Source organism: Frigoribacterium sp. PvP121 (assembly GCF_017833115.1).
GTDB lineage: Bacteria > Actinomycetota > Actinomycetes > Actinomycetales > Microbacteriaceae > Frigoribacterium > Frigoribacterium endophyticum.
Map to the genome: position 1 here is coordinate 2,698,624 of NZ_JAFIBR010000001.1, position 14,529 is coordinate 2,713,152.

At 66.0% G+C, this 14,529-nt stretch carries 8 protein-coding genes and 3 rRNA genes; all 11 read right to left on the reverse strand.

Translation table 11 applies throughout. The features are described from left to right. Window positions 1–16: 16 nt before the first annotated feature. Window positions 17–586 carry an NUDIX hydrolase gene (locus JOE43_RS12560; RefSeq protein WP_209518147.1) on the reverse strand — a complete coding sequence of 190 codons (570 nt, stop codon included), beginning with the start codon at window positions 584–586 and terminating at the stop codon, window positions 17–19. After that, window positions 586–2,343 carry a CTP synthase gene (locus JOE43_RS12565; protein ID WP_209519229.1) on the reverse strand — a complete coding sequence of 586 codons (1,758 nt, stop codon included), beginning with the start codon at window positions 2,341–2,343 and terminating at the stop codon, window positions 586–588. Before JOE43_RS12565 ends, JOE43_RS12560 begins: the two co-directional genes overlap by 1 nt. Before the next feature lie 89 nt (window positions 2,344–2,432). Continuing rightward, the gene (recN, locus tag JOE43_RS12570) at window positions 2,433–4,139 is read right to left on the reverse strand and encodes a DNA repair protein RecN (RefSeq protein ID WP_209518149.1); all 1,707 of its coding nucleotides are present in this window, start codon (window positions 4,137–4,139) and stop codon (window positions 2,433–2,435) included. Continuing rightward, a complete protein-coding gene (locus JOE43_RS12575) occupies window positions 4,136–5,098 on the reverse strand; it encodes an NAD kinase (RefSeq protein ID WP_209518150.1) in 963 nt (320 codons plus the stop codon). Before JOE43_RS12575 ends, recN begins: the two co-directional genes overlap by 4 nt. Continuing rightward, window positions 5,062–5,889, reverse strand: a complete 828-nt coding sequence (locus JOE43_RS12580; protein WP_209519230.1) for a TlyA family RNA methyltransferase — start codon at window positions 5,887–5,889, stop codon at window positions 5,062–5,064. The genes JOE43_RS12575 and JOE43_RS12580 overlap by 37 nt, the downstream gene beginning before the upstream one ends. Before the next feature lie 59 nt (window positions 5,890–5,948). Beyond that, window positions 5,949–6,158: a hypothetical protein gene (locus JOE43_RS12585; protein WP_209519295.1), complete on the reverse strand. Its 210-nt coding sequence runs from the start codon at window positions 6,156–6,158 to the stop codon at window positions 5,949–5,951. A 13-nt stretch (window positions 6,159–6,171) separates the two neighbouring features. Beyond that, window positions 6,172–7,176: an HAD-IIA family hydrolase gene (locus JOE43_RS12590; RefSeq protein WP_307803366.1), complete on the reverse strand. Its 1,005-nt coding sequence runs from the start codon at window positions 7,174–7,176 to the stop codon at window positions 6,172–6,174. Continuing rightward, entirely contained in the window at window positions 7,169–8,050 is an 882-nt protein-coding gene (locus JOE43_RS12595; protein ID WP_209518152.1) for a hypothetical protein, read from the reverse strand. Before JOE43_RS12595 ends, JOE43_RS12590 begins: the two co-directional genes overlap by 8 nt. An 825-nt stretch (window positions 8,051–8,875) precedes the next feature. Beyond that, window positions 8,876–8,992 (reverse strand): 5S ribosomal RNA (rrf, locus tag JOE43_RS12600). A 218-nt stretch (window positions 8,993–9,210) separates the two neighbouring features. Further along, window positions 9,211–12,334: ribosomal RNA gene (locus JOE43_RS12605) — 23S ribosomal RNA — on the reverse strand. Window positions 12,335–12,811: 477 nt separating this feature from the next. Further along, a 16S ribosomal RNA gene (locus JOE43_RS12610) occupies window positions 12,812–14,333 on the reverse strand. The 16S, 23S and 5S rRNA genes sit together here, the layout of an rRNA operon. Window positions 14,334–14,529 lie beyond the last annotated feature (196 nt).

The following is a 14,529-nucleotide window of genomic DNA, read 5'->3' on the forward strand; positions in this document are numbered from 1 at the left end:
CCGCCCCGTCGGGCCGTCAGCGGGCCGCGACCGCGGCGAGCGCCGCGATGCTGAGGATGGAGTTGTGCAGCCGGCCGGCGAGCACGCCCTCCACGACCTCGTCGAGGCTGACCCACCGCGTCACGATGTCGGCCTCCTCGTCGGAGCGGTCGAACGCCCCCTCGGTCGCGCTGACGCCCGTGGCCCGGTAGACCGTGACCATCTCGTCGTTGCCGCCGGGCGAGGTGTGGAACGACACCAGCTCGTGCCACGTGGTCGCCTGGAGGTCCGCCTCCTCCATCAGCTCGCGCTTCGCGGCGTCGAGCTTGCTCTCGCCCTCGGCGTCGAGCAGCCCCGCGGGCAGCTCCCAGTCGCGCGAGCGGATGGGGTGGCGGTACTGCTGGATGACGAGCACGCGGTCCTGGTCGTCGACCGCCAGGACGGCGACGGCGCCCGTGTGCGCGACGTACTCGCGCACCATGGGCGAGCCGTTGTAGTCGACGGTGTCGCGGACGACGTTCCAGACCGCGCCCTCGAACACCGTCTCCGAGCTCGTCACCTCGGGGGCGGCGGACTCGTCGCGCAGCAGCTCTCCCTCGGCGCCCATCAGGCCACGACCTCGGCGGCGTCCGTCACGCCGGGCGTGGCGCCGTCCGCGTCGTCGGCGAAGAGCTTGCTCGAGTTCTGACGCTCGAGCGACGCCTCGACCAGGCCGCTGAAGAGCGGGTGGGCGTGGTTCGGGCGCGAGCGCAGCTCGGGGTGCGCCTGCGTGCCGATGTAGAACGGGTGCACGGCGCGGTCGAGCTCGACGTACTCGACGAGGGTGCCGTCGGGCGACGTGCCGGAGAAGACCAGGCCGGCGTCGGCGATCTGCTGGCGGTACTGGTTGCTGACCTCGTAGCGGTGGCGGTGGCGCTCCTCCACCAGCTCCGAGCCGTAGAGCTCGGCGGCGAGCGAGCCCGTCTGCAGCGCGGCCGGGTAGAGGCCGAGGCGCATCGTGCCGCCGAGGTCGCCGTCCGCGATGATGTCGACCTGCTCGGCCATCGTCGCGACGACGGGGAACTCGGTCTCGGGGTCGAACTCGGACGAGGAGGCGCCGGTCAGGCCCGCCTCGTTGCGCGCGTACTCGATGACCATGCACTGCAGCCCGAGGCAGAGGCCGAGCGCGGGCACGCCGTTCTCGCGGGCGAACTTCAGCGCGCCGAGCTTGCCCTCGATGCCGCGGATGCCGAAGCCGCCCGGCACGCAGATGCCGTCGACCTGGCTGAGCGCCTTCGCGGCGCCCTCCGGTGTCTCGCAGTCGTCGGAGGGGATCCACACGAGCTTGGCCTTGGCCTGGTGCGCGAAGGCGCCGGCACGGAGCGCCTCGGTGACGGAGAGGTAGGCGTCGGGCAGGTCGATGTACTTGCCGACGAGGCCGATGGTGACCTCGTGCTTCGGCTGGTGCACCGCGTCGAGCACGGTCTGCCAGCCCGACCAGTCGACCTCGCCGGCCTTCTCGGCGAGGCCGAGGTGGCGGATGATGTAGCTGTCGAGGCCCTGGTCGTTGAGCATCGACGGGATGTCGTAGATGCTCGCGACGTCCTTCGCGTTGACCACCGCGTCCTCGTCGACGTCGCACATGAGCGCGATCTTGCGCTTGTTGGCGTCGCTGACGGGACGGTCGCTGCGGAGCACCAGCGCGTCGGGCTGGATGCCGATCGAGCGGAGCGCGGCGACGGAGTGCTGCGTGGGCTTGGTCTTCTGCTCGCCCGAGGCGCCCATGTAGGGCACCAGCGAGACGTGGACGAAGAAGACGTTCGACCGGCCGAGCTCGTGGCGCACCTGGCGGGCCGACTCGATGAACGGCTGGCTCTCGATGTCGCCGACGGTGCCGCCGACCTCGGTGATGATCACGTCGGGCTTCAGCTCGCCCTCGGCCTGCTGGCGCATGCGGCGCTTGATCTCGTCGGTGATGTGCGGGATCACCTGGACGGTGTCGCCCAGGTACTCGCCGCGGCGCTCCTTGGCGATGACGGTCGAGTAGATCTGGCCGGTGGTGACGTTGGCGGCCTGGTCGAGGTTGATGTCGAGGAACCGCTCGTAGTGGCCGATGTCGAGGTCGGTCTCGGCGCCGTCGTCGGTCACGAAGACCTCGCCGTGCTGGAAGGGGTTCATCGTGCCCGGGTCGACGTTGAGGTACGGGTCGAGCTTCTGCATCACGACGCGGAGGCCGCGGGCGGTCAGCAGGTTGCCGAGGCTGGCGGCCGTGAGGCCCTTGCCGAGCGACGAGACCACGCCACCGGTGACGAAGATGTGCTTCGTGACGGCCGCCGGAGCGGCTGCCGTGGACGAGGGGACCTCAGAAGGGCCACCCCCGTCGATCGAGGAGGAATCAAGGCCCGAGTTCTGTTCGTTCACCACGGGGTTCCATCCTATGTCACGCGGGGGCCCGTCGGCACCCCGCTGTCGGGTCACGGGCGCCGGTCGGCGCCGGCGGAGGCCAGCTGGAGGAGCTCGCGGGCGTGGTCGAGCCCGCTCGCGCTGTCGGGCAGGCCCGAGAGCAGACGTGCCATCTCGGCCACGCGCTCGTCGCCGTCGAGCTGCTGGACGCTGCTCGCGGTGACCTCGCCCGAGGCGTCCTTGACGACGCGGAGGTGGTTCGTGGCGAAGGCGGCGACCTGCGCGAGGTGCGTCACGACGATCACCTGGGCCCGTTCGGCGAGAGCTGCGAGGCGGCGGCCGATCTCGATGGCCGCGGCGCCGCCGACGCCGGCGTCGACCTCGTCGAAGACGAACGTCGGCACCTCGCTCGACCCGGCCATGACGACCTCGAGCGCGAGCATGACGCGCGAGAGCTCGCCGCCGGAGGCGCCCTTGCCGAGCGGGCGCGGCTCGCTGCCCGGGTGCGGGCGCAGCAGGAGCGCCACGGCGTCGGCCCCGGACGCGCCCAGCTCGCCGCGGGGCGAGACCTCGACGACGATCTCGGCGCCGGCCATCGCGAGCGCGCGGAGCTCCGCGCTGACCCGGCTCGACAGGTCGGCTCCGGAGGCGCGGCGCAGGTCGGTGAGGACGCTCGCCCTGGCCTCCGCCTCCGCCCGGAACTGCTCGACCTCGTCGTCGAGCTGCGCGAGGCGGTCGTCGTCGCTGTCGAGCTCGACGAGACGGCGGCTGCCCTCGTCGAGCAGGCGCAGCGCGTCGTCGACGGTCGGGCCGTGCTTGCGGAGCAGCGAGCCGATCTCGGCCCGCCGCGTCTGGACGACCTCCAGGTCGCCGGCCGCGTCGGCGTCGAGGCTGCCGAGGTAGCTGGAGAGCCGCGACGACGACTCGCTGACCTGGACGCTGACCTCGGCCAGCAGGTCGGCGATCGGCTGGAGCGCGGCGTCGTGCGGGGCCACGCGCTCGACCTGGCGCCGTGCCTCCTCGACGAGCGAGAGGACGTCGCGGGTGCCGTCGACGGCGTCGGTGGACAGGATCTCGTGGGCCAGCCCGGCGGCGAGCCGGAGATCTTCGGAGTTGCTCAGGCGCTCGGCCGTGGCGTCGAGCTCGTCGAGCTCACCTGCGACGGGCGAGACGGCCTCGATCTCGTCGATGGCCTCGCGGAGCGACTCGGCCTCGGCCCGACGAGCCTCTCGGTCGCGGGTGATCTCGTCGAGCTCGGCCCGCGCCGCCTGCCAGGCGTCGTAGGCCGACCGGTACGACGTGGCGGCCTCGGCGAGGGCGGCACCGCCGTGGGCGTCGACGGCGGCGCGCTGCGCCTGCGCCGACTTCAGCCGGATCTGCTCGCTCTGACCGTGCACCACGACGAGGTGGTCGGCGAGGTCGCCCAGGACGCCGATCGGGGCGGTGCGCCCGCCCACGACGGCCCGGCTGCGGCCCTCCGCCGAGACGACGCGGCTGAGGAACAGCTCGCCGTCGTCGACGTCTCCCCCGGCGTCGCGCACGCGCGAGACCACCGAGCCCTCCTCGGGCACGACCCAGCGGCCGTCGACGACCGCCTGGGCGCTGCCGGAGCGGACGATGCCGCTCTCGGCCCGCTGGCCGAGCAGGAGGCCGAGGGCGGTCACGACCATGGTCTTGCCCGCGCCGGTCTCGCCGGTGACGGCCGTGAACCCGGGGCCGAGGGGCAGGGTCGCCCGCCCGATGACGCCGAGGTCGCGGATCGCGATCTCCTCGATCACTCGGCGGCCGCCTGGTCGGGCCCGCGCCAGCCGGTGACCGGGAGGTGGAACTTCGCCACGAGGCGGTCGGTGAACGGCCCCTGGCGGAGGCGCGCCAGCAGCACCGGCTGCGTCGAGCGGGTGCACTCCACCCGGGCCCCGGGCGGCAGGTCGTGCTCGCGTCGGCCGTCGCACCACAGGATGCCCTTGGCGTCGGTGCGGTTCATCACCTCGACGGCGAGGGTGGAGTCGGGGCCCACCACGAGCGGACGGGCGAAGAGCGCGTGGGCGCTCAGCGGCACGAGGAGCAGGGCCTGCACCTCGGGCCAGACCACCGGGCCGCCGGCCGAGAACGAGTACGCGGTCGAGCCGGTCGGGGTCGACATGACGACGCCGTCGCAGCCGAAGGAGGAGAGCGGGCGACCGTCGACCTCGATGACGACCTCGAGCATCCGCTCGCGGGACGCCTTCTCGACCGTCGCCTCGTTCATCGCCCAGGTGCGGTAGACGACCTCGCAGTCGGTGGTGACCGTCACGTCGAGGGCGAACCGCTCCTCCACGTCGTAGTCGGCGGCGAGCACGCGCTGCACCGTCTCGGTCATCTCGTCGCGCTCGCTCTCGGCGAGGAACCCGACGTGGCCGAGGTTGACGCCGATGATGGGCGACCGGGTGCCGCGCACGAGCTCGGCCGCGCGGAGGATGGTGCCGTCGCCCCCGAGCACGATGACGCACTCGAGCTGGTCGGCCACGACGTCGTCGCCGAGGATGTGGACCTCGCCGACCTCCGGGGCCGCGACGCGGATGTCGTTCCACTCGTCGAGGGGCAGCACGGGCACGACACCGGCCGCGCGCAGGAGTCCGCAGACCTCCAGCGCCGCCCCGATGGAGTCCGGTCGCCCCGTGTGCGAGACGACGAGGATGTGTCGTGTCGAAGTGATCTCTCTCACGCTCCCGTCGTGGTGTCTGCCGTGCTGAGCCATTCTGTCGGATTCGTCCCGGTCGAGGCCGAGAAGTGCACCACGTACTCCTTGTTGCCCGCCGTGCCGACGATCGGTGAGGGGATGAGCCCCGCCGTGCCGAGGCCGAGGTCGTGGGCAGCCCAGAGCACGGTCGTCACGGCCTCGGCGCGCAGCGCCGGGTCGTGCACGATGCCCTCGCGGACGCCCTGACGGCCGACCTCGAACTGCGGCTTGACGAGGAGCACGAAGTCGGCGCCGATGCCGAGCGACGCGGTGAGCGCGGGGAGGACCATCGTCAGCGAGATGAACGAGAGGTCGGCCACGACGAGGTCGACGTCGTCGGCCCGGTCGGTGAGGCCGCGCAGCTGCTCGGCCGTGAGGTAGCGGGCGTTGACGCCCTCGATGACGGAGACGCGGCGGTCGGAGCGCACCGACGGCGACAGCTGGCCGTGGCCCACGTCGAGGGCGACGACGTGCTCCGCGCCGCGCTCGAGCAGCACCTGGGTGAAGCCGCCGGTCGAGGCGCCGACGTCGAGGGCGGTGCGACCGGCGGGGTCGACGCCGAACGCGTCGAGGGCGCCGACGAGCTTGTGGGCGGCGCGGCTGACGTAGTGGTCGAGGCCGGCGACCTCGACGCGGTCGGTCGGTGCGACACGGGCGGAAGCCTTGACGGCGCCCGTGCCGTTGACGGTCACGAGGCCGTCGGCGAGCAGCCGGGCGGCGTGGGTGCGGGACCGCGCGAGGCCCCGGCGGGCGAGCGCGGCGTCGAGGCGCTCGTCGACGGCCTCGGCCGCGACCGGCTCGTCGGCCACGGGCTCGGGCGCCGAGGTGCCGCGTCCGGAGCGGAGGGGCTTCCCCGAGGCGTCGACCGTCACCGGGGGCCTGCCGCGCCGTCGGCCGTCGTGCCCTCGAGCACGCCACGCAGCTCGTCGTGCAGGGCGGCGAACGAGCCGGCCCGCGACTCCAGCGGGGACTTCTCCACCTGGCGGAGGCGCGCTTCGAGACCCGGCACCGCCGGCGGCCGGTCGTCGGAGCCGTCGTGCTCGGAGCGCGCGTGCCCGGAGTCGTCGATCTGCTGCATGGTGGCGTCCACCCTAACCGTCGGGGTGGAGGGCCGGGTCGATGTCGAGGCCGTAGATCGCGCGCCCCGTGCCCCACACGGCGGCGGCGCCGGCACGGAGGAGGTCGACCGGGTCGGCGCCGGGCGTCATGACCCGGACGGTGCCGCCGCGCACGGCCACGCTCGCGCCGCGGACGGTGACGACGTGCACGTCGCCCTCGTCGTGCTCGACGACCTGCGGGTAGGGCTGCGACAGCTCGCGGAGGTCGCCCAGCACGAAGTCGGGCCGCGACCGCGCGTCGGCGGCGAGCAGCTGCTTCGCCCCGTCGATGCCGGTGAGCACCAGCACCGAGACGAGGCCGGCCTCGTTCGCGCCGACGACGTCGGTGTCGAGGCGGTCGCCGATGAACAGCGCCTTCGTGGCGCCGAAGCGCTCCACGGCGGCGTGGTAGATCGGGGTCTCGGGCTTGCCCGCGGTGACGGGCAGGCGGCCGACGGCCGTGTGCACGGCAGACACGAGGGTGCCGTTGCCGGGGGCGGTGCCGCGCTCCTGCGGGATGGTCCAGTCGGTGTTCGTCGCGATCCACGGGATGTCGGCGGCCAGGGCGTACGACGCCTCTGCGAGGTCGGCCCAGCCCACGTCGGGGCTGAAGCCCTGCACGACGGCCGCGGGGTGGTCGTCGGCCGAGCGCGTGACGACGAACCCCTCCTGCTCGAGCACGGAGGTCAGGCCGACCCCGCCCACGACGAGGACGGTCGAGCCGGCCGGCACGGCGTCCGCGAGGAGGCGCACGGCCGCCTGCGGGGAGGTCACCACGTCGTCCTCCCCCACCGTCAGCCCGTAGCCGGAGAGCTGCTCGGCCACCGTGGCCGCGGTGCGCGACGCGTTGTTGGTGATGTACCCGACACGGTGGGTGCGGGAGGCGGCGGTCAGGCTCTCGACGGCGTGCGGCACGGCAGCGCGGCCCCGGTACACGACGCCGTCGAGGTCGGCGAGGACGGTGTCGACGCCGTCCAGCGGGGACGGACCGTCAGCCACGGTCGTCAGCCCGCTCGTCGTCGGCCTGCTCGTCGAGGCGCTGGTCGTCGTGGGCCTGCTCGTCACGGACCTGCTCGTCGTCGCCGTGCTCGTCGCCGCCGTGCTCGTCGCCGCCCTGCTCGTCGCCGCCCTGGTCTCCTGCAGGATCTTCGTCGGCAGCGTCCTCGTCGTCCGCACCCGACTCGACGGTGTCGTCCGTCAGCTGCTCGTCCTCGGCAGGAGCGACCTCGGCCTCGGACGCCTCGTCGCCGGTGGCAACGTCGGCGGTCACGCCCTCGACGTCGATCCACTCCTCGTCGAGGTCGACCTCGAGCTCCTCCTCCACGATCTCGATCGTCTCGAGGTCGTCGCCGCCCGCCAGGGCGTCGAGGGCAGCGGACGCACGCTCGGAGAGGGCACGCCACTCGTCGCTCTCGGACTCGCGCCCGAGGTCGTCGAGCACGGTCGCGTAGGCGTCGAACAGCTCGGGGCTGTACGAGAAGGCCTTCCTGCGGTCCAGCTGGGGGATCTCGAGCTCACGCAGGGCGGCGTCGGGCTGACCGAGGTCGAGGCGTGCGCCGGACATCGCGATGGCGAGCTGCACGCGGACCGGCACGTCGAGGGTGGCGACGTCGACGGAACGGCCGAGCTCGAGGGCGCGCTCCGGGCGCTCGAGGCCGCGCTCGCTGTCGACCATCAGGGGCAGGTGGTCGTCACGACCCGAGATGCGACGGTACGTGCGCAGCTCGCGGAGGGCCATGGCGTAGTCGCCCACGGTGTACGCCGTGATGGCGATCGTCTCGCGGACGACACCGATGCGGCCGGCACGACGACCCGCCGAGAGGGCGTGCTTGTGCGCCCCCTCGGGATCCTCCTCGATGAGGCGGCCCGCCATCACCAGGTGCTTGGCGACCCAGTCGGCGTTCTCCTTGCTCAGCGTCTTGAGCTCACCACGCGCGACCTTGTCGAGGTCGCGGGGCTCGACGTCGTCGGGTACGTGGGCGACCTCCTGGGCCGGCCGAACGGACTTCAGGCCGTACGGGTCGCGCTCTTCAGGGGTCTGACGATCACGGGAGTTGAAGGAGTCGCGGCCACCGCCACGACCACCGGCTGCGGCCCCGCGGCCGGGCGCACCCCGGCGGTCTCCCCCACCCGGACGGTCGGACCGCTGGGGGCGGTCGCCGTAGGACGGACGGTCCGAGCGCTGCGGTCGATCACCCGAGGGGCGGTCGGAGCGCTGCGGACGGTCACCGTACGACGGACGATCTGACCGCTGCGGGCGATCACCGGACGGACGGTCGGAGCGCTGCGGACGGTCACCGTACGAGGGACGATCAGAACGCTGCGGTCGGTCGCTGGACGGGCGGTCCGACCTCTGAGGTCGATCTCCCTGACGGGGGCCAGAACCCGACCGGCGGTCGGCCGAGCCGCGCTGCCCGTCGGGGCTGCCCTGTGCCGGGCCTCGCGCGTCACGGCGTCCGCCGTCACGACCGCTGCCGGAGCCTGTGGAGCCGCCAGAGGAAGGGGAACGTCGGGGCCGGTCGTCTCGGTCGTCGTCGCGGTCGCTCACAGAGGTTCTCCTCGGGTCTTCTGGCTGCTGTTGTGTTGTGGCGCCCCGACTCTATCTCAGGGCCTTCGCCCGGGAAGGGCGGACAAACACGAAAGGCCCCTCCTGTGGAGGGGCCTTTCGGTGTGCCAGTCATGCTGGGCACTAAAGGAAGTCCGGCGGTGTCCTACTCTCCCACAAGGTCCCCCTTGCAGTACCATCGGCGCTGAGAGTCTTAGCTTCCGGGTTCGGAATGGGACCGGGCGTTTCCCTCTCGCTATGGCCGCCGAAACATTTACCACACACACACCCACCCGGGGTGGCGGTGAAGTCTGTTTCAGACCATGCCCACCACTAGGTGATGGGACTTGTCTGTTCTGTTGTCCCGCACCAGGGAACGGTGCCTGGTGGCGGGGTGTTTCCGTAAAGAACGGGTCGTTACCGACCGTCTTCCGGGAACCACATAGTGGACGCGAAGCAATCTTTCTTCCCCTCTACAGGGGAAGAGTGTTGTCAAGTTATCGGCTTATTAGTACCGGTCAGCTCCATGGGTCGTTAGTCCCCACTTCCACATCCGGCCTATCAACCCAGTAGTCTAGCTGGGAGCCTCTCACCCCGAAGGGTATGGAAATCTCATCTCGAAGCCGGCTTCCCGCTTAGATGCTTTCAGCGGTTATCCGTTCCGAACGTAGCTAATCAGCGGTGCCCTTGGCAGGACAACTGACACACCAGAGGTTCGTCCATCCCGGTCCTCTCGTACTAGGGATAGATCTTCTCAAATTTCCTACGCGCGCAGCGGATAGGGACCGAACTGTCTCACGACGTTCTAAACCCAGCTCGCGTACCGCTTTAATGGGCGAACAGCCCAACCCTTGGGACCTACTCCAGCCCCAGGATGCGACGAGCCGACATCGAGGTGCCAAACCATGCCGTCGATATGGACTCTTGGGCAAGATCAGCCTGTTATCCCCGAGGTACCTTTTATCCGTTGAGCGACAGCGCTTCCACAAGCCACTGCCGGATCACTAGTCCCGACTTTCGTCCCTGCTCGACTTGTCAGTCTCACAGTCAAGCTCCCTTGTGCACTTACACTCGACACCTGATTGCCAACCAGGTTGAGGGAACCTTTGGGCGCCTCCGTTACTCTTTAGGAGGCAACCGCCCCAGTTAAACTACCCACCAGGCACTGTCCCAGAACCGGATCACGGTTCGTAGTTAGATATCCAAAGTGACCAGAGTGGTATTTCAACAATGACTCCACCTGAACTAGCGTCCAAGCTTCACAGTCTCCCACCTATCCTACACAAGCCACTCCGAACACCAATACCAAGCTGTAGTAAAGGTCACGGGGTCTTTCCGTCCTGCTGCGCGTAACGAGCATCTTTACTCGTAGTGCAATTTCGCCGAGTTCGCGGTTGAGACAGCTGGGAAGTCGTTACGCCATTCGTGCAGGTCGGAACTTACCCGACAAGGAATTTCGCTACCTTAGGATGGTTATAGTTACCACCGCCGTTTACTGGGGCTTAAATTCTGAGCTTCGCTTGCGCTAACCCTTCCTCTTAACCTTCCAGCACCGGGCAGGCGTCAGTCCGTATACATCGTCTTGCGACTTGGCACGGACCTGTGTTTTTAGTAAACAGTCGCTTCCCACTGGTCTCTGCGGCCTTTCCCGCTCCGGGAGTAAATCCCATCACGGTTCCGGCCCCCCTTCTCCCGAAGTTACGGGGGCATTTTGCCGAGTTCCTTAACCACGATTCTCTCGATCTCCTTGGTATTCTCTACCTGACCACCTGAGTCGGTTTGGGGTACGGGCGGCTTGAACCTCGCGTCGATGCTTTTCTCGGCAGCATAGGATCACTGATTTCCCCCAATCGGGGTACGCATCGGGTCTCAGGCGCATTGACGACGGATTTGCCTATCGTCAGCCCTACATCCTTACACCAGGTTCACCTTACGGATACCATCGCCTGGCTCAGCTACCTTCCTGCGTCACACCTGTTAATACGCTAACCGCACCAGCATGGGGTCGAGCGTTAGACCGGCCGGCATCACCCCGAAGGGATCCGCTCAGCCGGGTTAGGACTCTTAGCACCACTGGATTAGCTTGGGCGGTTCTTCGCCGGTACGGGAATATCAACCCGTTGTCCATCGACTACGCCTGTCGGCCTCGCCTTAGGTCCCGACTTACCCAGGGCGGATTAACCTGGCCCTGGAACCCTTGGTCTTTCGGAGGACGGGTTTCTCACCCGTCTTTCGCTACTCATGCCTGCATTCTCACTCGTGTGGCCTCCACGGCTGGTTTACACCGCCGCTTCACTGGCCACACGACGCTCTCCTACCACTCCGTACGACTGAACCACGAAGGCTTGTCTATAATACGAAATCTACAACTTCGGTGGTGTGCTTGAGCCCCGTTACATTGTCGGCGCGGAATCACTTGACCAGTGAGCTATTACGCACTCTTTCAAGGGTGGCTGCTTCTAAGCCAACCTCCTGGTTGTCTATGCAACTCCACATCCTTTCCCACTTAGCACACGCTTAGGGACCTTAGTTGGTAGTCTGGGTTGTTTCCCTCTCGACAATGAAGCTTATCCCCCACTGTCTCACTGCTGCGCTCTCACTTACCGGCATTCGGAGTTTGGCTGACGTCAGTAAGCTTTTGGGCCCCATCGGCCATCCAGTAGCTCTACCTCCGGCAAGAAACACGCAACGCTGCACCTAAATGCATTTCGGAGAGAACCAGCTATCACGAAGTTTGATTGGCCTTTCACCCCTATCCACAGCTCATCCCCTCCATTTTCAACTGAAGTGGGTTCGGTCCTCCACGACGTCTTACCGTCGCTTCAACCTGGCCATGGATAGATCACTTCGCTTCGGGTCTAGGACATGCGACTGGATCGCCCTCTTAAGACTCGCTTTCGCTACGGCTACCCCACACGGGTTAACCTCGCCACATATCGCTAACTCGCAGGCTCATTCTTCAAAAGGCACGCTGTCACCCCTACAAGGAGGCTCCAACGGTTTGTAAGCAAACGGTTTCAGGTACTATTTCACTCCCCTCCCGGGGTACTTTTCACCTTTCCCTCACGGTACTTGTCCGCTATCGGTCATCTGGGAGTATTTAGGCTTATCAGGTGGTCCTGACAGATTCACACGGGATTTCTCGGGCCCCGAGCTACTTGGGATCCCCATTCAGCCAGCGCCAGCATTTCGGCTACGGGGTTCGCACCCTCTATGACCAGCCATTCAAAGCTGTTCGCCTATACTGCGCTGTAACTGCTCCTGTCCGGCAGAACAGGACAACGGGTCCCACAACCCCGACCATGCAACGACCGCCGTCTATCACACATGACCGGTTTAGCCTCTTCCGATTTCGCTCGCCACTACTCACGGAATCACTGTTGTTTTCTCTTCCTGTGGGTACTGAGATGTTTCACTTCCCCACGTTCCCTCTACCCGCCCTATATATTCAGGCGGGAGTCACCAGGTCAAAACGCCTGGCGGGGTTTCCCCATTCGGAAATCCTCGGATCAGGGCTCGATTATCAGCTCCCCGAGGCTTATCGCAGATTTCTACGTCCTTCTTCGGCTCCAGATGCCAAGGCATCCACCGTTTGCTCTTAGAAACTTGACCACAAAGTTGCCACCAGCCAAAGCTGGCAGCTCAGTGTTATCTCATTCGCCAACCCAACCCGAAGGCTGAGTTGGTCTAAGAAATTGCACTTAGTATCACAAACCTCGGTCACCAACCCCCGAAAGGGCCGGCTCTTGATTTGCGACTAAGATGCTCGCGTCCACTGTGTAGTTCTCAAAATACGGGCGGCACCAGAATCACCCTGCGATACATGCAGGACTTTCCTGGCCCAGAGGTAAAACCCCACACCATAAAGGCGTGGAAGCTTGGTCCCTCAGGACCCAACAGCGTGCATACCGTTCCGCTTGTGCGCCACACCGTTCCAAACCTCCGAAGAGATCGTACTAAGCACTGCGCCGTCACAAAACGACCATTGTCAATGTTCCACCCATGAGCGCCAGCCAGAGACATTCGCTCTAGTACTGACTTGACCAGATGATCCCTGTGTAAACAGCAGGGCTGGTACATGCTCCTTAGAAAGGAGGTGATCCAGCCGCACCTTCCGGTACGGCTACCTTGTTACGACTTAGTCCTAATCACCGATCCCACCTTCGACAGCTCCATCCCACAAGGGGTTAGGCCACTGGCTTCGGGTGTTACCGACTTTCATGACTTGACGGGCGGTGTGTACAAGGCCCGGGAACGTATTCACCGCAGCGTTGCTGATCTGCGATTACTAGCGACTCCGACTTCATGGGGTCGAGTTGCAGACCCCAATCCGAACTGAGACCGGCTTTTTGGGATTCGCTCCACCTTACGGTATCGCAGCCCTTTGTACCGGCCATTGTAGCATGCGTGAAGCCCAAGACATAAGGGGCATGATGATTTGACGTCATCCCCACCTTCCTCCGAGTTGACCCCGGCAGTCTCCTATGAGTTCCCACCATAACGTGCTGGCAACATAGAACGAGGGTTGCGCTCGTTGCGGGACTTAACCCAACATCTCACGACACGAGCTGACGACAACCATGCACCACCTGTATACCGACCTTGCGGGGCGACCATCTCTGGCCGTTTCCGGTATATGTCAAGCCTTGGTAAGGTTCTTCGCGTTGCATCGAATTAATCCGCATGCTCCGCCGCTTGTGCGGGCCCCCGTCAATTCCTTTGAGTTTTAGCCTTGCGGCCGTACTCCCCAGGCGGGGAACTTAATGCGTTAGCTGCGACACGGAGACCGTGGAATGGTCCCCACATCTAGTTCCCAACGTTTACGGCGTGGACTACCAGGGTATCTAATCCTGTTCGCTCCCCACGCTTTCGCTCCTCAGCGTCAGTTACGGCCCAGAGATCTGCCTTCGCCATCGGTGTTCCTCCTGATATCTGCGCATTCCACCGCTACACCAGGAATTCCAATCTCCCCTACCGCACTCTAGTCTGCCCGTACCCACTGCAGGCTGGGGGTTGAGCCCCCAGATTTCACAGCAGACGCGACAAACCGCCTACGAGCTCTTTACGCCCAATAATTCCGGACAACGCTTGCACCCTACGTATTACCGCGGCTGCTGGCACGTAGTTAGCCGGTGCTTTTTCTGCAGGTACCGTCACTTTCGCTTCTTCCCTACTAAAAGAGGTTTACAACCCGAAGGCCGTCATCCCTCACGCGGCGTTGCTGCATCAGGCTTTCGCCCATTGTGCAATATTCCCCACTGCTGCCTCCCGTAGGAGTCTGGGCCGTGTCTCAGTCCCAGTGTGGCCGGTCACCCTCTCAGGCCGGCTACCCGTCGTCGCCTTGGTGAGCCATTACCTCACCAACTAGCTGATAGGCCGCGAGTCCATCCTTGACCGAAATTCTTTCCAACTCCTAGCCATGCGGCTGAAGCTCGTATCCGGTATTAGACGCCGTTTCCAGCGCTTATCCCAGAGTCAAGGGCAGGTTACTCACGTGTTACTCACCCGTTCGCCACTAATCCCCCCAGCAAGCTGGAGTTCATCGTTCGACTTGCATGTGTTAAGCACGCCGCCAGCGTTCGTCCTGAGCCAGGATCAAACTCTCCGTAAAAGAAAAAACAGACCAACCGGAAAAAGGCCGGATCTGCTGAATTTGATGCTGACCAAAGAACAAAACAATCTGACGATTGTTGTTGTCCATCAATCTCAAAGAAACCTAAACACCACTCAGAACCGAAGTTCATCACGATGCCAGGGTATAATTTGGCATTTGACAATGTGCACGCTGTTGAGTTCTCAAGGACCAA

Coding starts and splice junctions, on each gene's coding strand:
- JOE43_RS12595 (WP_209518152.1), bottom strand. CDS start 8,050: ATGGCGGGCCGCCTCATCGAGGAGGATCCCGAGGGGGCGCACAAGCAC.
- JOE43_RS12560 (WP_209518147.1), bottom strand. CDS start 586: ATGGGCGCCGAGGGAGAGCTGCTGCGCGACGAGTCCGCCGCCCCCGAG.
- JOE43_RS12585 (WP_209519295.1), bottom strand. CDS start 6,158: ATGCAGCAGATCGACGACTCCGGGCACGCGCGCTCCGAGCACGACGGC.
- JOE43_RS12575 (WP_209518150.1), bottom strand. CDS start 5,098: ATGGCTCAGCACGGCAGACACCACGACGGGAGCGTGAGAGAGATCACT.